General features: G+C 31.9%; 15 protein-coding genes and 1 other RNA gene. 9 read left to right on the top strand and 7 right to left on the bottom strand.

Annotation, left to right across the window (positions count from 1 at the left end):
- The first annotated feature begins 74 nt into the window (after positions 1-74).
- From WN975_RS10665 to WN975_RS10655, 3 genes are all read left to right on the top strand, one after another.
- Entirely contained in the window at positions 75-557 is a 483-nt protein-coding gene (locus tag WN975_RS10665) for an ABC transporter ATPase (RefSeq protein WP_099708654.1), read from the top strand.
- A gap of 569 nt (positions 558-1,126) precedes the next feature.
- Positions 1,127-2,278, top strand: coding sequence for an N-acetyl-alpha-D-glucosaminyl L-malate synthase BshA (gene bshA / locus WN975_RS10660; RefSeq protein ID WP_337966515.1), 1,152 nt, complete (start codon positions 1,127-1,129; stop codon positions 2,276-2,278).
- Between the two features lie 13 nt (positions 2,279-2,291).
- Positions 2,292-2,714 (top strand): protease complex subunit PrcB family protein, encoded by a 423-nt coding sequence (locus WN975_RS10655; protein WP_337966514.1) that lies wholly within the window; start codon positions 2,292-2,294, stop codon positions 2,712-2,714.
- 316 nt (positions 2,715-3,030) lie between these two features.
- Here the strand turns inward: WN975_RS10655 and WN975_RS10650 are convergent, their stop codons facing one another.
- On the bottom strand, positions 3,031-3,528 hold the full coding sequence (locus WN975_RS10650; protein ID WP_121329712.1) for a hypothetical protein: 498 nt from the start codon (positions 3,526-3,528) through the stop codon (positions 3,031-3,033).
- Between the two features lie 162 nt (positions 3,529-3,690).
- Positions 3,691-4,515, bottom strand: a complete 825-nt coding sequence (locus WN975_RS10645) for a UDP-2,3-diacylglucosamine diphosphatase (RefSeq protein WP_099708650.1) — start codon at positions 4,513-4,515, stop codon at positions 3,691-3,693.
- A 188-nt stretch (positions 4,516-4,703) separates the two neighbouring features.
- Between WN975_RS10645 and aroC the strand changes: the two genes are divergently transcribed.
- Together aroC and WN975_RS10635 are read left to right on the top strand one after the other, a co-directional pair.
- Positions 4,704-5,762 carry a chorismate synthase gene (gene aroC, locus WN975_RS10640; protein ID WP_056249796.1) on the top strand — a complete coding sequence of 353 codons (1,059 nt, stop codon included), beginning with the start codon at positions 4,704-4,706 and terminating at the stop codon, positions 5,760-5,762.
- Positions 5,763-5,814: 52 nt separating this feature from the next.
- Positions 5,815-7,101, top strand: a complete 1,287-nt coding sequence (locus WN975_RS10635) for a dicarboxylate/amino acid:cation symporter (protein ID WP_099708649.1) — start codon at positions 5,815-5,817, stop codon at positions 7,099-7,101.
- 118 nt (positions 7,102-7,219) lie between these two features.
- On the opposite strand, the gene WN975_RS10630 is transcribed toward WN975_RS10635, so the two are convergent.
- Positions 7,220-7,345, bottom strand: coding sequence for a hypothetical protein (locus tag WN975_RS10630; RefSeq protein ID WP_337966513.1), 126 nt, complete (start codon positions 7,343-7,345; stop codon positions 7,220-7,222).
- A 386-nt stretch (positions 7,346-7,731) separates the two neighbouring features.
- Here WN975_RS10630 and WN975_RS10625 point away from each other — a divergent pair, with 386 nt between their 5' ends.
- On the top strand, positions 7,732-9,876 hold the full coding sequence (locus tag WN975_RS10625; protein ID WP_337966512.1) for a response regulator: 2,145 nt from the start codon (positions 7,732-7,734) through the stop codon (positions 9,874-9,876).
- 124 nt (positions 9,877-10,000) lie between these two features.
- On the opposite strand, the gene WN975_RS10620 is transcribed toward WN975_RS10625, so the two are convergent.
- Together WN975_RS10620 and WN975_RS10615 are read right to left on the bottom strand one after the other, a co-directional pair.
- Positions 10,001-11,251 (bottom strand): DEAD/DEAH box helicase, encoded by a 1,251-nt coding sequence (locus WN975_RS10620; RefSeq protein WP_099708647.1) that lies wholly within the window; start codon positions 11,249-11,251, stop codon positions 10,001-10,003.
- A 133-nt stretch (positions 11,252-11,384) separates the two neighbouring features.
- Positions 11,385-12,422 (bottom strand): formimidoylglutamase, encoded by a 1,038-nt coding sequence (locus tag WN975_RS10615; RefSeq protein WP_337966511.1) that lies wholly within the window; start codon positions 12,420-12,422, stop codon positions 11,385-11,387.
- Positions 12,423-12,518: 96 nt separating this feature from the next.
- On the opposite strand from WN975_RS10615, the gene WN975_RS10610 reads away from it, so the two are divergent.
- Positions 12,519-13,397 (top strand): hypothetical protein, encoded by an 879-nt coding sequence (locus WN975_RS10610; RefSeq protein ID WP_337966510.1) that lies wholly within the window; start codon positions 12,519-12,521, stop codon positions 13,395-13,397.
- Positions 13,398-13,489: 92 nt separating this feature from the next.
- Here WN975_RS10610 and hutI read toward each other — a convergent pair whose 3' ends face one another.
- Together hutI and WN975_RS10600 are read right to left on the bottom strand one after the other, a co-directional pair.
- Positions 13,490-14,725, bottom strand: coding sequence for an imidazolonepropionase (gene hutI, locus WN975_RS10605; protein WP_337966509.1), 1,236 nt, complete (start codon positions 14,723-14,725; stop codon positions 13,490-13,492).
- A gap of 92 nt (positions 14,726-14,817) precedes the next feature.
- Positions 14,818-15,867: a glutaminyl-peptide cyclotransferase gene (locus WN975_RS10600; RefSeq protein ID WP_337966508.1), complete on the bottom strand. Its 1,050-nt coding sequence runs from the start codon at positions 15,865-15,867 to the stop codon at positions 14,818-14,820.
- Positions 15,868-15,955: 88 nt separating this feature from the next.
- Between WN975_RS10600 and ffs the strand changes: the two genes are divergently transcribed.
- Positions 15,956-16,053, top strand: an RNA gene (ffs, locus tag WN975_RS10595) — signal recognition particle sRNA small type.
- A 188-nt stretch (positions 16,054-16,241) separates the two neighbouring features.
- The gene (locus WN975_RS10590; RefSeq protein WP_337966507.1) at positions 16,242-17,702 is read left to right on the top strand and encodes an MBOAT family O-acyltransferase; all 1,461 of its coding nucleotides are present in this window, start codon (positions 16,242-16,244) and stop codon (positions 17,700-17,702) included.
- Position 17,703: the final 1 nt, after the last annotated feature.

Genomic DNA, 17,703 nt, shown 5'->3' with positions numbered 1-17,703 from the left:
GATGCTAAGGTTCTAAGTTTTTGAAACTTGAAACTTGAGACCTGAAACAAAACAAACTTAAAGAAAAAATTAAAATGTATATACCTTTTGAAGATTTACCTGGTGAATCCAGAATCTGGATTTATCAATCGAACAGAAAATTTTCTGAGGAAGAATTTTCTGAAATAGAAACTGACCTGAAAGCTTTTGTTGAAGGTTGGGCTGCACACGGAACAAGTCTGGAAGCTTCATATTTATTGAAATACAACCGATTCATTATTTTGGCTGTAAATCAGGATGTACAAGCAGCAACTGGTTGTTCCATCGATAGTTCGGTGGAATTTATTCAGAGTTTAGAGAAAAAATATAATGTTGATTTGTTAGATAAAATGAACGTTACTTTTAAACTAGGAGAACATATCGCGCACAAACCTCTAATTGATTTCAAGAAAATGGTTAAAGACAAATCTGTATCTGAAAATACGATTGTGTTTAATAATTTAGTAAACAATATCGAAGAATTTAATGAATCTTGGGAAGTTCCTGCTGCTGATAGTTGGCATAGTAGATTTTTCTAAGAAAAATTTAAAATAAATGAAAGGTGTAAAATTTAGATTTTACGCCTTTTTTGTTTTTAAAATGTTTTGTTTCAAGTTTTAGGTTTCATGTATTTGTATTCTTCTTCGAAATGAAAAAATTGCGGAAATCTTTGTCAAAGTTTTAAACTTTGACAAAGATAGATTACGACAAACCCGACAGGTTTTAAAAACCTGTCGGGTTTAGAATAAAGTTCTTGTGAAAATAAAAACTTCTAATCTAGCCCCGATGGAAGCGATATCCTTTTTCTGGCTTCTTTAGACAGAAAAAGATATAGTGTACAGCGGGACAAGTGGTTCTTATGAAAAAGTCTTTTCTGCTCCTGATTATAATTATGAATTATTAGTTATGAGTTTAACTGGTGATCTTCGGATTTGTATTTGATCTGTCTGAATCTAAAATTCAGTAATCGCTAAGTCTAAGCGAGTCTAAAATTCTAAGTTAGTCTAACAATCTAATTCTCTGACAACTAATATTCACAAAAATCTAACAATCTAAAACTTAAATTAAACGCTATTTTTGAGTACTTTCGTAGTATTAAATTTAATACATGAAAATAGCTATAGTTTGTTATCCGACATTTGGCGGTAGTGGCGTAGTTGCTACAGAATTGGGTCTTGAATTAGCCAGACGCGGACACGAAATCCATTTTATTACTTATAGTCAGCCGGTTAGGTTGGCGCTTTTAAATCCTAATGTTCATTATCACGAAGTAAACGTTCCTGAATATCCTCTTTTCCATTATCAGCCTTATGAATTGGCTTTGTCAAGCAAATTGGTCGATATGGTGAAACTATATAAAATTGAAGTTCTTCATGTGCATTACGCTATTCCTCACGCATATGCGGGTTATATGGCGAAGCAAATGCTGAAAAATGAAGGAATTAATCTTCCGATGATTACAACGCTTCACGGAACTGATATTACTTTGGTTGGGAATCATCCGTTTTATAAACCTGCGGTGACTTTTAGTATCAATAAATCAGATTATGTGACTTCGGTTTCACAAAGTTTGAAAGATGATACGTTGAAATTATTCAAGATTAAGAATAAAATTAAGGTAATTCCGAATTTTATTGAGTTGGATAAAGTCATTAAAGAACCTGGAGCGCCTTGTCACCGTTATGTGATGGCAAAGGAAAATGAACGCATCATTACACATATCAGTAACTTTAGAAAGGTAAAACGTATTCCGGATATTATTAAGATTTTCTATAATATTCAGAAAGAAATGCCAGCAAAATTGATGATGGTTGGTGATGGTCCTGAAAAAGAAAAAGCAGAGGTTTTGTGTATGGAATTAGGAATTTACGATAAGGTAATTTTCTTCGGAAACAGTAACGAAATCGACAAGATTTTGTGCATGACTGATTTGTTTTTACTTCCATCAGAAACAGAAAGTTTTGGTTTGGCGGCTTTGGAAGCTATGGCTTGTGGAGTTCCAGTAATTTCGAGTAATTCGGGAGGTTTGCCAGAAGTTAATTTCGATGGAATCTCAGGATATTTAAGTAACGTCGGAAATGTTGAAGAAATGGCTGCAAATGCAATTAAAATACTGAAAGATGACGAAGTTTTGAATCAGTTTAAAGCAAATGCTCTGGAAGTTGCAAGGAAATTTGATATTAAAAACATCCTGCCTAAATATGAGGCTTTGTATCAAAGAGCAATTGACGATTATAAAAGTGAAAAGCAGCAATCTTAAAAAGTAAACGTAAATGAAAAAAGTAATTTCAGTTTTGGCAGTTTTTGCTATGGTTTCGTGTGGAGTAAAAAAGACAACAGATTCAAAGGTTTTATACGAAGTTCTAACGGAACAATCTGATGGCGGAGGAAATATCAAATTTTTTGAAATTTTGACAGAACCTAACGAAATCAAAATGTTAGAAAATGATCCGCTTTTGGCTGATAAAATGAAACAGACTGATATTAGTAATTCAAATTATGTGATCCTGAATATGGGAGAAAAAAATACCGGTGGATATTCTATTGGTGTTGAAAAAGTCGAAGAAACTGATAAAAATATTGTTATTACTGTAAAAGAAAATAATCCTGCTGCAGACGCAATGGTCATGCAAGTGATTACATATCCTTATACGGTTGTGAAAATTCATTCTAAGAAAGATATTATTATAAAGTAATTTTTATCTGTAAAATGTTAGATGTGAAATGTAAAAATGTCTGACTGAACATTGAATTTAACCGCAAAGTGCGCGAAGTTTTTTTGTTCTAAATCGCGCTTAATAAACACAAAGTTCGCAAAGCTAAATCAACACAAGGCTTTGCGAACTTTGCGTTTTTACAAAGCCTTGATGTGATAAAATCTTTGCGCGCTTTGCGGTTAAATCAGCTTCATACGAGAATTCGACTTTGCTCAGTTTGATAAACATAAAAAAACCTGTCGCAGTTAAACGACAGGTTTTCTTTTACAATTATTTTTTACTTTTATTCTAAATTTTAGAATCTAAATTTAACTCCTAAACCAACGTCAAATCCAAAATTGTCATCATCATAATATCCAGAACCAATTTCAGGTCTGGCATCTAATGAAAGTGTGATTGGCGCTTCGCTAAATCTGTATTCTATACCAATGTCTCCAGCTGCGAATACATATGTTCCGCTGTCGTTATATTTGTAATTGTTGTTGTAGTAATCGTGATCCCATGCAGCAATTCCACCACCAACACCAGCGTACCAGTTAAAACCTCCGTCAATGTTCCAAACCCATTGGTAAAGAGCAACGGCTTTAATAGCATCTACGTCACTACTGTTTCTGAATCCTAAATCAAATTCAAGTCTGTTTTTTTGATTTAAACCTAATTGATATGATGCTTCACCGCCAAAACCGTTATTGTCTCCTAAACGGATTCCTAAAGCGTGTTTCGAAATTTCTTGTGATTGAGCCGTAAATGCTAATCCTAATAGCATAATGGCAGATAAAATTATTTTTTTCATGAAAATGGTTATTAATTATTTTTCAAATTTAATATGTCACACCATTTTCAAACGTATAAAATTTTTAGAAATTGTTATATAATTCACATTTTTAACCACAATCAAACCAAATTAAAAGTACTGTTAACTCTTGTAAATAGAGTGATTTATGTCTAAAAAGTACTATTTATTTAGGATAATAGAAGAAATTAATTGAGAGCTCAAAATGTCTTCCATCTCAAAAAGATTTTCTTCTTCCGTAAAATTACTTTCGGCATAAGAGTACAATTTCCAACGTTTTTTGTGGTATTCTAAAGCAGTTAAATTTTCGACCCAATCACCAGAATTTAGATATAAAGTAGAACCGTGTTTGTTTTCTTTAGTAATAATTTTTGGTTCGTGAATGTGTCCGCAAATTACATAATCATAATTTTTTTCGATAGCAAGATCTGTTGCAGTAGTTTCGAAATCTGATATAAATTTCACTGCTTTCTTAACACTGGCTTTAATTTTTTTGGAAAACGAATAAGGTTCTCTTCCAAGTTTAGCCAAACACCAATTTGCAAAACGATTAGTAAGAATTAAATAATCATAACCTAAACCGCCAAGTTTTGCAATCCATTTAGAGTGCTGAACAGAAGCATCAAAAACATCTCCGTGAAAAATCCATGCTTTTTTATCGTCAAGTTCTAAAACTAATTTGTCGACCAAAGCAAAATTTCCCATATTCATATCACTGAATTTTCGAAGAATTTCGTCGTGGTTTCCAGTAATATAATAGACTTTTGTTCCCTTAGAAGCCATCCCAATTATGCGTTGAATGACTCTTAAATGTGCTTTTGGGAAATATGATTTTCTAAATTGCCAAGCATCAATTATGTCGCCATTTAAGACTAATGTTTTTGGTTTAATGCTTGATAAGTAGTTGTTTAGTTCTTTAGCGTGACTTCCGTAAGTTCCCAAATGGACATCTGACAGGATGACCAATTCAACATTTCGTTTTTTCAATTTTTCAGTTTTTGAAGTTTAACAAATAAAAGAAACTCTAGTCGGATTTATTTTACGAAAAGGTTATCAATTTGGCCACAATTTTAATAAATTGTGATTTTTAAACAACTTAACCTTTACTTAATAATACTAATTTTAAATTTTTTAATTTAATTCATAAAACTTACATTTGCTCAAAACTAAAAACAATGGCAGGAAATAGCTACGGCACCCTATATAAAGTTACTACATTTGGAGAATCTCATGGTGAAGCTTTAGGAGGAATTATTGATGGATGTCCATCAGGAATCGAACTTGATCTGGAAGCAATTGAAGTTGAAATGTCCAGAAGAAAACCAGGACAATCAGCAATTGTAACACAACGTAAAGAACCGGATGCAGTTCAGTTTTTATCCGGTATTTTTGAAGGTAAAACTACTGGAACTCCAATTGGTTTTATTATTCCGAATACAAATCAAAAATCAGACGATTACTCACACATAAAAGATAATTACAGACCAAGTCACGCTGATTATGTATACGACCAAAAGTATGGTTTTCGTGATTATCGTGGTGGCGGAAGAAGTTCTGCGAGAGAAACAGCAAGTAGAGTAGTAGCGGGTGCAATTGCAAAACAAATGTTGCCGGAGATTAAGATTAATGCTTACGTTTCTTCAGTTGGTCCAATTCATTTGGATACTCCATATCAAGACTTAGATTTTTCTAAAATAGAAAGTAATCCTGTTCGTTGTCCTGATGAAAAATCGGCTGCGATTATGGAAGAATATATTCGTGATATTCGTAAACAAGGTGATACTGTTGGCGGAATAGTTTCTTGTGTAATTCAAAATGTTCCGGTTGGTTTAGGCGAGCCTGTTTTTGATAAATTACATGCTGAATTAGGAAAAGCAATGCTTTCTATCAATGCTGTAAAAGGTTTTGAATACGGAAGCGGATTTTCTGGTTCTGAAATGAAAGGAAGTGAACACAACGATTTATACAATCCTGACGGAACAACAAAAACAAATCTTTCAGGAGGAATTCAAGGTGGAATAAGCAACGGAATGGATATCTATTTTAGAGTAGCTTTCAAACCAGTTGCAACTATTATGCAAACTCAGGATTCATTAGATAATAAAGGAAATATTACACCAATGACTGGTAAAGGCCGTCATGATCCGTGTGTTGTACCTCGTGCAGTGCCAATTGTAGAAGCAATGGCTGCGATTGTTTTGGCTGATTTTTACTTAATCAACAAAACATATTAATAAAAATTAAGACAGTGAGGGTCTTAATATTTAATTCTAAATAAATAAATTAATGCAAGTTACAGAAACCAAAAAAAAATCATTTTTTTCAGGATTAACAGGGCAAATTATAATTGCAATGATACTTGGAGCAGCTTTGGGAATTATTATTCATAATTCAATTTCGCAAGAAGCCGCAGTATCATTTAGTAATAAAATAAAAATGCTTGCGACCATTTTTATCCGATTGGTGCAAATGATTATTGCTCCTTTAGTTTTTACCACTTTAGTCGTAGGAATTGCGAAATTGGGTGATATCAAAACCGTTGGAAGAATTGGAGGTAAAGCACTTGGTTGGTTTTTTACAGCTTCTTTTATATCCTTATTAATTGGATTATTTTATGTGAATCTTTTAGAGCCTGGAGTAGGTTTGAAATTGGATCACGTTGATATGGCAGCAGCTACAGAAGTTACAGCTAAAACAAAAGTATTGTCTGTTGAGAATTTTGTAGAGCATATTGTTCCTAAAAGTATTTTTGAAGCAATGGCAACCAATGAAATTTTGCAAATCGTAATCTTTTCTATCTTTTTTGGATTAGCAGCGGCTTCATTAGGAAATACTGTAAAACCAATTATAAATGCTTTTGATAAAGCTTCGCATATCGTTTTAAAAATGGTGAATTATGTAATGAACTTTGCTCCAATTGGAGTTTTTGGTGCCATTGCAGGAGTATTTGCTATTAGAGATGCAGAAGAATTATTGATTACATATTTTAAATTCTTCGGATCGTTTTTAGTCGGAATTAGTACATTATGGGTTGTCTTGATCGCTGTAGGTTATATTTTCTTAAAAGGAAGAATGACAGAGTTATTAAGACGTATTGTTGGACCATTAGCGATTGCTTTTGGAACGACAAGTAGTGAAGCAGTTTTTCCTAAATTAACAGAAGAATTAGAAGATTTTGGTGTTAAAAACAAAATTGTAGCATTCATGTTGCCACTTGGATATTCGTTTAACCTTGACGGAAGTATGATGTACATGACTTTTGCCAGTATCTTTATCGCTCAGTTTTATGGCGTTCATTTAGATTTAGGAACGCAAATGGCTATGCTTTTGGTTTTAATGTTAACGAGTAAAGGTATTGCAGGTGTGCCAAGAGCGAGTTTAGTAATCGTTGCAGCGACTTGCGGAATGTTTAAAATTCCAGTAGAAGGAATTGCGTTAATCTTGCCAATTGATCACTTTTGTGATATGTTCAGAAGTGCTACAAACGTTTTAGGAAATGCTTTAGCAACATCTGTAGTTGGACAATGGGAAGATGGTAAAGAAGGAAACTTAGAATTAGAGGAAGAGAATTAATTTTTTACTTCCCTTAATAAATAAAAAACCGTAACAGACTTTAGTTTGTTACGGTTTTTAAATTTAATAATAGTTTGTAGTTGATTGATATACAATAAACTGTGAACTTATCGAGCAATTATGCTGCTACTTTTCCTTTTCTTCCTTCTTCACTATCTGGTGGAACATCACCGCCTTGGATAGTTTTTTGTTGTGCTTTGGTTAATTTTTCTACTTCTGCAAATTTTAAAAAGTTTTCTAACATAATTTTTGGTTTTAATGCTCCAATCTTATAAAACACTTGGGGCTTGTGTTTGTAAATTTTGTTAAAGATAAAATTATTTTCGATTTATTGTGTTAAAATTTTATTCGTTTTCATGGTTAATTTGTTTTTTTGCTGTTTTAATGTTTTTGAAGGATTTTGCTTAAAACAGTCATCTATAGCCCGTGTTTTGGTGTTTTGACGTAGTTTCGTTTTTAAGAAGAAAGTGCAAGCTGTTTTTTTTGTAAAGCATTCGGAGTAAATGATTAAACAAAAAAGAACTTTGTAAAAAATCATGCTGTTGTTTTTTATCTTAATAATGTATATTTGAATAAATATTCCCCTAAATTATGTTTCGATTTCGAATTTTTTTATCGTGTTTCATGTTAATGAATTTACTTTCATTTAATTTATGGGCACAGAAAAATTTGTCAACAGAAAAAATCGATAAACTTATTTTAGAAGCACTTTCGAACTATAGAGAGTCAAATTATGAAAAATCATTAATTATTTCCAGAGTTGCGCTTAATCAATCAACAATTACCAAAAACGATTATTTTATTGCCCGTTCTTATAATATAATCGGAGCCAATTATAATGATTTAGTAGAATACGATAAAGCAATATTTTTTTATAAAAAAAGCCTTTTTTATGCTGACAGAGCAAAGAATGATGGCTTTAAGAATATGCTATATAATAATCTGGGTAATATATATTGCTTTGAAAAAAAACAATACAAACAAGGAATTATTTTTTATAAAAAATCGATAGAATTAAGCAGCAAAATCAAAGATCTGAGCCAGATATATTTTACGAATGTTAATATCGCCTGGGCTTATTTTGATATTGGAAATTTCGAAAAAGGATATCCCTATTTAAGCTTTGTAAACAAACACCAGAAGGAAGTTGGAGATGATGATACCGTTATAATTACTAATATGTTAAACGGTATGTATTGCGGTTACATAGACGAAAATCTTAAAGCTCGTGATTATTTTGAAAAAGCCATAAAGTTTGGAAATGAGCATGTCGAAAAATTAGATTTGTCATATGCGCATTTAGAGTATTCAAAATTTTTGACCAAAAATGGAGATTTTAAGGAAGCTTATACCAATTTATCTGCCTATAATAAAATAACAGAGCAAATCTACAATGACGAGAAAGTTAAGAAAGCTTCTATCGCTGGTTTTAATCTTGAATTGGACGAATACAAAAGGCAAATTGATAAAATCGAAAATGAAAAAATAACACAATATCAGAGTTTAAAAAAATCCAGAATTATTGTTATTCTGTTTATCGTAATCTCTTTTATTCTTCTTTTATTAATTGTCACATTAATAAAAAATATCAGATTCAAGAAAAAGCACAATTTAGAGCTTTTAAAGGCAAAAGAAATTGCAGAAGAAGCTTCGATGCTTAAAACACAATTTATTTCGACTATAAGTCACGAATTGCGTACTCCGCTATATGGAGTAGTGGGGATAACGAATATGCTTCTGGAAGAACATAAAGAATTGTCGCAAAGTCAGCATTTAAGTGCTTTGAAATTTTCAGCCAGATATTTATTGTCTTTAGTAAATGATATTCTTCAAATCAATAAAATAGAAGAGAACAAAGTCGTTCTGGAGAGTTTAACATTTAATATTTCGGATGAAATTACAATGATAAAAAACTCGCTTTCCTTTTTATCTCAAAAAAATAATAATAAAATTAATGTTTCAATCGATCCCAATATTCCTGAATATTTGATTGGAGACAAGTTGAGATTGGCCCAGATTATAATGAATTTGGTTAGTAATGCTTTGAAGTTTACTAAAGATGGAGAAGTAGAAATCATCGTAAATCTTGATGGAATAGAAGGGAAAATGTATTTTCTGGATTTTCTAATTAAGGATAATGGCGTTGGAATTGCTGCGATTGATCAGGGGAAAATTTTCGAAAAGTTTGTTCAGGTCGGAAGAAAAGATGAAGATTATCAAGGAACCGGATTAGGATTAAGTATTGTAAAACGATTGTTAGGACTTTTTGGAAGTACAATAACGCTGGAAAGTGATATTGGCGAAGGAACTTCATTTTCATTTACTATTCCGTTTGAATATGATCCTCAAAAAACAAAAACTATTATTGAAGAAATCGAAGTTGATTTAACTTCAAATGAAATTTATAAGATATTAATTGTCGAAGATAATCTTATCAATCAATTGGTTACTAAGAAAATCATTGAAAAAAATAATTATATCTGTAAAGTTGTAGACGATGGTTTTTCGGCGCTTAAAATCTTAGAAAATGAAGAATTTGATCTGATTTTAATGGATATAAATATGCCTTTAATGAATGGATTCGAAACGACTAAAAGGATTCGTTTGCAGGGAATAAAAACGCCAGTTGTAGCGCTTACTGCTTTTGATAAAGATGAAATTGCAGAAGAAGCGATTTCGTCCGGAATAAACGATATTATTATAAAACCGTTTGAACCGGTTAAGTTATTTAAAATTATAAATTACTTAATAAATGAAGCAAAAAATGGTTGTTAAGATGAGAAGAAGTATAAAAAAAAACACGAATTTCACGAATTAGCACAAACTAGGTTAACCTATTAAAATTTGTGCAAATTGGTGAAATTCGTGTTAAGTATTGATTTATATTCAAGCGCTCAGTTTAATACCAGCGTTTTTTATTTTGTTTAGAAGCATTTGATTTTCTCGATTTATGAGCACCACCGCTTCGGTTTGAATTTTTAGGTTTTTCAGCCGATGCTTCAGGACTTCCGGAATGCCATGGATAAGGATGATCTGTAATTGTTTTTACATCAACTTTTATCAATTTTTGAATGTCTTTCCAGTAAGGTTGTTCGTCTTTACTGCAAAAAGAGATTGCAATTCCTCCGTTTCCGGCACGTCCAGTACGTCCAATTCTATGAACATAAGTTTCAGGAATATTAGGTAAATCAAAGTTAATTACAAATGGCAATTGGTCAATATCAATTCCTCTCGCTGCGATATCAGTCGCTACAAGAACACCAACTTCTTTGTTTTTGAAAGCATCTAAAACGCGTTGTCTTGCATTTTGAGATTTGTCTCCGTGAATTGCTTCAGCAGGAATATCTTTTTTACGAAGCGCTTTTACAACATTATCGGCACCATGTTTAGTTCTCGAAAAAACCAAAACATTCGATAAATCTTCGTTTTTTATTAAATGATATAATAAATTTCTTTTCTCTGTTTTTTCAACAAAGTAAACACGTTGTTCAACATTTTCGGCAGTAGATGATACTGGAGAAACTTCGACTTTAGCAGGATCTTTCAGGAACATTTCGGCCAATTCACGAATTGCAATTGGCATTGTAGCCGAAAACAATAACGTTTGACGGTTTTTAGGAGTTAGTTTTACGATCTTTTTTACATCGTTTATAAAACCCATATCCAGCATTTGATCCGCTTCGTCCAGAACCAAAGTATGTAAATGATCCAAATCAAGAAAACCTTGTTTCTGTAAATCAAGTAATCTTCCCGGAGTTGCAACCAGAATATCAACACCTTGTTTTAAAGTGTCTACTTGTGGATTTTGCGAAACACCACCAAAAATCGTCAATTGTGTTAAGTTGGTATATTTTGCATAAGTGTCAAAACTTTGACCAATTTGCACCGCTAATTCACGTGTTGGAGTTACTATAAGAGCACGAATTACTTTGGCTTTTTTAGATGAGCCAACAATTCTATGTAATTGATGTATGATTGGAATGGCAAAAGCGGCCGTTTTTCCTGTACCTGTTTGTGCGCAACCAATTAAATCTCTTCCTGCCAAAACAATCGGAATAGATTGCTCCTGAATAGGAGTAGGATTTAGGTAGCCTTCTTCAAATACGGCTTTTTGTATACTTTTTGAAAGTGATAAATCTTCGAATAACATATCTTAGGTATTAAGAATTTAGTTTTAAGTACTAAAATTCTGTGCAAAGATAGGTTTATTCAATCAAACCTTGATTTGAAACTTAGTTTATTTGGTAAATGAACTGATTTTTAAGGGATAATATTCTCCCTTTTTATTCTTTTTCATTATTGGCTTTAATGAAATCAGTTACTAAATAACCAATTAATTTGCCAATTAAATTGTTGTTTGGAGAATCTGCTAAATCTGGTGCACCTTCGCAAATATGCAAATAAGTAGCATTTCTATGTGATCCGAAAAAGGAAATAAACTGTCTTAATTCTTCAACAGAAAATCCGCTAATTGTCATGGCGCTGCTCGCAATATTTGGAATTGCATCTAAATCAATTTCAATTCCAAAAGAATCTGCTCTGATAAATTCTAAAGCCAAAGCCATTTCTCTGTCAAAATCTTTTTCTTTGCGGATATTTACGCTGTCATAAGTGTTGTAGCGAACACGATCTTCCAGTTTTTTGATGATATCCAAAACACTTTTTGAAGTATAATTTTCGTGTAAACCAAAGATGAAATATTTTTTTAAGAAACCTTCTTCATAAGCATAAGAAAAACCGTTTCCGCTATGACGTCCTTCTAAAATTCTAAAATCAGAATGAGCATCAAAATTAATCGCATTTATGGGTTTTCCTTTGGCTAAAGCCGAACCTTTAATATTTCCGTAAGCATTATTATGGCCTCCGCCGATGATAATTGGAGTTTTTCCAGCTTTTACAATAGTGAAAATAATATGAGAAACTTCTTTGTCTATTTTTTCTACTAACTGACTTAGTTTTGAGCGATCGTCGATATCATTGAAATCAAGATTTTCGACATCGCGCATTTCTTCCAGAACATTAATTTGTCCTAAAACAATAATCTGACTGCCTTTTGAAAAACGATTATGCTGAATGTTAGCAATGCTTTTAATGGCACTTTCCCATGCAGAAGCCGCTCCGGGTCTACCGAAGTTTGCGCGTACGCCAATGTCTTCGGGTATTCCCAAAAGCACATATTTAGCTTCACTTTCCTTCAAGAAACTCAGTTTGTCTACTCCTTTGGGAATAACAATCATTTTCTCTCCAAATTTTATTTCGCCACTTCTGTGATTTGTGACTTTTGCTAAATCATTTACAGTAAAAGGAATTAGTTTCTCCATTAAAAAAAAATATTTTCCAAAAATAATATAATTGTATCAACTTACGTTATTAAGATATATTAATTCTTAAATTTGTTTTAAAGAAAATTATTAAATATGGAAAACCCAAAGAACAACAACTCAAGTCTAAAGGCGATAATCGCAGTTTTAGCAGTCCTACTAATTGGTAGCTTAGTGTATATTTTTAAATTGTCTTCTGATACAGAAGTAGTTAAAACTGAACTTACAACATCTATGACAGAGAAAGAATCTGTTATGAAAGATTTGCAGGAATTAAAAGCAACTTACGATGCTGCAATTGCTGAAAATACTTCTATGTCTGACGAGTTAATTCAGGAAAGAGATAAAGTAGTAGCTTTGATGGATGATTTGAATAAATCAAAAGGTGATGTGTCTAAATACAGATCACAAGTTCAGGCTATGCAAGGAAAAATGAAAACTCTTGTTGCTGAAAACGATGAATTGAAAAAACAAAATGGTGTTTTGACAGTTCAAAGAGATAGTACGATTACAGTTTTAGGTGAATCTAAAAAATATAATGAAGTATTAGTTGGTCAAAACGAAGAGTTGGCTAAGACAGTTGAAAAAGGCGCTAAATTATCAGTTTTAAACACAAAAACTGCTGCTTATAAATTGAGAAGCTCTGGAAAACAAATCGAAACAGATAAAGCAAGTCGTGCTGATATCTTGAAAATTAGTTTTACTATTGCTGAAAATCAAATCGCTAAATCTGGAGATAAAACGTATTATGTACAAGTTATCGATGCTAAAAACAATGTTTTGGGCGAGAAAAAAACAGAAAACTTTGGTGATAATTCTTTAACTTATAGTTTTAAAACTACTGTTAAGTACGAAAACAAAACTGTAAGTGTTAGTGAAGACTTACCTGGTAAAGATTTTGCTAAAGGAACTTACTTTATCAATGTTTATGATAATGACGAATTAGTTTCTAAAACAAGTTTTAACTTGAGATAAGAAATCTGCCTAAAAGTAGAATACCACTAAAATATTAAAGGCCTGTGAAGTTTTTCACAGGCCTTTTTTTATTCAATTAAGAATCAAATTATTTATATAATTTCCCCTTCAACAAAAACACTTTCGATTAAATTACTTCCAAATGCATAAGGAATCTGGTAATAAGATGAAATAGGTTTTGTGAGGATTAAATTGGCTTTTTTACCCTTTGTAATACTTCCGTGAGTTTCTGAGATTCCCATTGCATAAGCGCCATTAATAGTCGCTGCATTTATCGCTTCTTCAGGCGTCATTTTCATTTTAATACAAGCCGTTGCAACTACAAAGTTCATGTTTCCGGATGGAGTAGAACCAGGGTTGAAATCTGTAGCTAAAGCTAAAGGAAGTCCTGCTTTTATCATTTCGCGTGCCGGCGTGTATGGAATACTTAAAAAGTAAGAACACGATGGTAAAGCTACAGGCATTGTTTCAGAATCTTTTAAAGCTTCAATGTCTTCAGGATTCATAATTTCAAGATGATCGACAGAAAGGGCTTTAAATTTAACTCCGGATTGTATTCCTCCAATAGAATTGAATTGATTTACGTGAATTTTTGGCTTTAAGCCGAATTCTATTCCTGCTTGCATAATTTGTTCTGTTTCTTCAACAGAAAAATAACCTGTTTCGCAAAATACATCTATATATTCTGCTAACTTATTTTGAGCAATTTCAGGTAACATTTTAGTGATAATTTCGTCGATATAACCTGCTTTGTTTTCTTTATAATGCAACGGAAAAGCATGTGCGCCAAGAAAAGTAGCTTTTATGGTTATTGGATAGTTTTCGGCTAGTTTTTTAATAACACGAAGCATTTTTATTTCGCCTTCGATTGTTAATCCGTAACCCGATTTAATTTCTACAGCTCCTGTTCCTAAATGCATAACTTCTTCTAAGCGAAGTTTTGATTGCTCATAAATTTCTTCTTCAGAAGTTTCGTTGAGTTTTTTAGCCGAGTTTAAAATTCCACCGCCGCGATTAGCGATTTCTTCATATGAAAATCCGTTAATTCTATCCACAAATTCCTGCTCACGATTACCGGCATAAACAATATGCGTGTGACTGTCGCACCATGAAGGCAGAACGATTTGACCAGTTGCATCGATAATTTTGTCCGCTTTAATTTCCGGCAGATTCTCCATAGATCCAAAATCGTGAATCAGATTGTCTTTTAAAATTAAAAAAGCATTTTTTATCGTTGGAAGAATAGCCATTTCGGCACCTGAAACTTTAGAAATTGAAGTTTCACGAACCTGAAGCAATTCTTTTATGTTTGTAATTAATGTTGTCATTGTTGATTTTGTTATAAAACACAAATTTCACAAATTATCACGAACTAATCCGTGAAATCTGTGAAATTTGTGTTTTTAATTTTTTTAATTTTTTATTCTGAAACTGTTATTTCAAACATTTTCTCCCAATATTTACCAGTAATAAAAATAGTTTTGGTTTGCGGATTATAAGCAATTCCGTTTAAAACCTCTGCTTGCGGATGTTTGATAAACTTACGTAAGTCTGACATATTTAAGATTCCTTCAACTGCTCCGCTTGTTGGATTAACGATCGCAATTGCATCTTTTTGCCAAACATTTACATAGAATTTTCCGTTAATGTATTCTAATTCATTAATCGCTTTAATTTTTGATGTTCCGGAATAAACATTAATATAGTCGATCAACTTTTGTGTTTCAGGATCCATTTTCCAGATTTTTTCAGTTCCGTCAGAACGATAAATATATTTTCCATCATTTGTCATTCCCCAACCTTCAATTTCTTTATCGTATTTGAAAGTTTTCTCCAGTTTTAATGTTTTAGCATCATAAATAAAACCAGTGTTTTCCTGCCAGCTTAATTGAAATAACTTTCCATTGATAAAAGTGATTCCTTCTCCAAAATATTCTTTAGGAAGATCAACTTGTTTAATCACTTTTCCGGTTTTATAATCAACAGATCTAAAATAAGAATCTCCTTTTTGACCTGTACTTTCGTATAAAGTTCCATCATGAAATTCTAAACCTTCAGTAAAAGCTTTTGTGTCGTGCGGATAAGTATTAACGATTTTATACTTTAATAATTTAGGTTCTACGTTTGAAACCACTTCAACACGTTTAGTAGCATCTGAAGAATCAGAACCAAAATAAACGGTAGCTTTTAAGTATTGATAACCTAATTTTTGATCTTTTAATTCAAATTTGAATTTTTCGGCACCTTTAGAACTACCTACTTTTTTGTCGTTTACAAAGTAAGCAACGCTGTCAATTTCTTTCGAATTTGGGTTCAAAATTCCGATAGAAATCGATTCTTGTGGTAAAAAATGAGCTGGAAAAGCAGAATCATCGATGTTAAATAAAGAATTTTCACTTTTTTTTGTATCTCCACATCCAATTAATGTGATTCCTAATAAAATGACAGCTAGGAAGTTATATTTTTTCATAGTTAAAAATTTGAATAAGCCAATATACGACGATATTTTTATAGCAACAAAGGTCTTGCAAAAATATAAAAAGATTGTATATTTGCACCGGCAAGTCCTACACGACCAGCTCCTGCAGACTCCCCCAGGATGGGAACATAGCAAGGGTACGTGGTTGAGCGGTGCGATGTAGGTCGCTTGCCATTTTTTTTATTTTTATAGTCCCATTTATGGGATTTTTTTTTAGAATTAATTCAAAAGTAGTCTTCCTTATGGAGGATTTTTTTATTTTTGGACCTTGTTAAAATAGAATACCAATTTGGTTAGACATTAGAAAAGGCTGGGTTTGGATTTTTATAAATTGTAATGGACTAAAATTAAAATGAAAAACGCATATGCTTTTTAATTCCCTGAATTTTGCTGTATTTTTTGTGATAATTTTTATCCTTTATTGGTTTGTTACCAATAAAAATTTAAAAATACAGAACCTGCTTTTATTAATCTCGAGTTACTTTTTTTACGCTTTTTGGGATTGGAGATTTTTATTTTTACTTGTTTTCTCTACTTTATTAGACTACTATTCCGGACTTAAAATTTCAAATACAGAGAAAGAAAGTTCCAAACGCTTTTGGTTTTGGTTAAGTATATCTGTAAATCTTGGCTTTTTAGGAGTTTTTAAATATTACAATTTCTTTATTGAATCGTTTACAGAATTATTCTCAAAATTTGGTTTTGTTATCAATACATGGACTTTAAATGTTGTGTTGCCGGTTGGAATTTCGTTTTATACTTTTCACGGCTTATCTTATGTTATTGATGTTTATAAAAAACGAATTCCGGCAGAGAAAAACTTTATTGATTATGCTGTTTTTGTTAGTTTTTTTCCGCTTTTGGTCGCTGGACCAATTGAGAGAGCGACTCATCTTTTACCGCAAATAAAGAAAAAAAGAAGCTTTGATTATAATACTGCCGTTAATGGCGTAAGACAGATTTTATGGGGGCTTTTTAAGAAAATTGTAATTGCAGATACGTGTTCAGTTTTTGTGGATGATATATTTCAGAATTACGCTAATTATTCTGGTGGAACACTGGTTTTGGGCGCGATACTTTTTTCTTTTCAAATTTACTGTGACTTTTCCGGATATTCAGATATTGCAATTGGAGTCGCTAAATTGCTTGGAATTGATTTGATTACGAATTTTAGAACACCTTATTTCTCTCGAAACATTGCTGATTTTTGGAGACGTTGGCATATTTCATTGTCTTCCTGGTTTAGAGATTATGTTTATATGCCGCTAGGAGGATCAAAAGTAGGTTTGACAAAGTCAATACGTAATATCTTCATTATTTTTATTTTAAGCGGATTTTGGCATGGCGCAAATTGGACTTTTATATTCTGGGGAGCTTTAAATGCGTTGTATTTTATTCCGTCATTTTTAATGAAGAATAATAGAAAGTACGTTGATAATGATTCGCAAAGTAGTTTTTTGTCTCAGATAAAAGCATTTGTAGATATTCTGATAACCTTTGGTTTAGTCACTTTTGCGTGGATATTTTTCCGATCAAATTCTTTGACAAATGCAATTGCTTATATAAAAGGAATTTTTAGATATGAGGATTTCCTTAAAATTCATTCGGCAAAAACATATGAATTGAGTCTAAAACCATTGCTTTTGTATTTAATCATTTTCTTGTTTATTGAATGGTATTATAAAAATGAAAATGTTGTTTTTACAAAGCTTCACAATACAAAATTGTCGATTGCAGCAAAATATGTTTTTTATTTCCTTGCTGTAATTAGTATTTTGTTATCGATTAAAAATCAGTCAACTAGTTTTATTTATTTTCAATTTTAAG

Origin of the sequence: uncultured Flavobacterium sp., from assembly GCF_951805225.1 — a bacterium.
GTDB lineage: Bacteria > Bacteroidota > Bacteroidia > Flavobacteriales > Flavobacteriaceae > Flavobacterium.
This window is presented reverse-complemented; position numbering and strand designations above follow the sequence as displayed.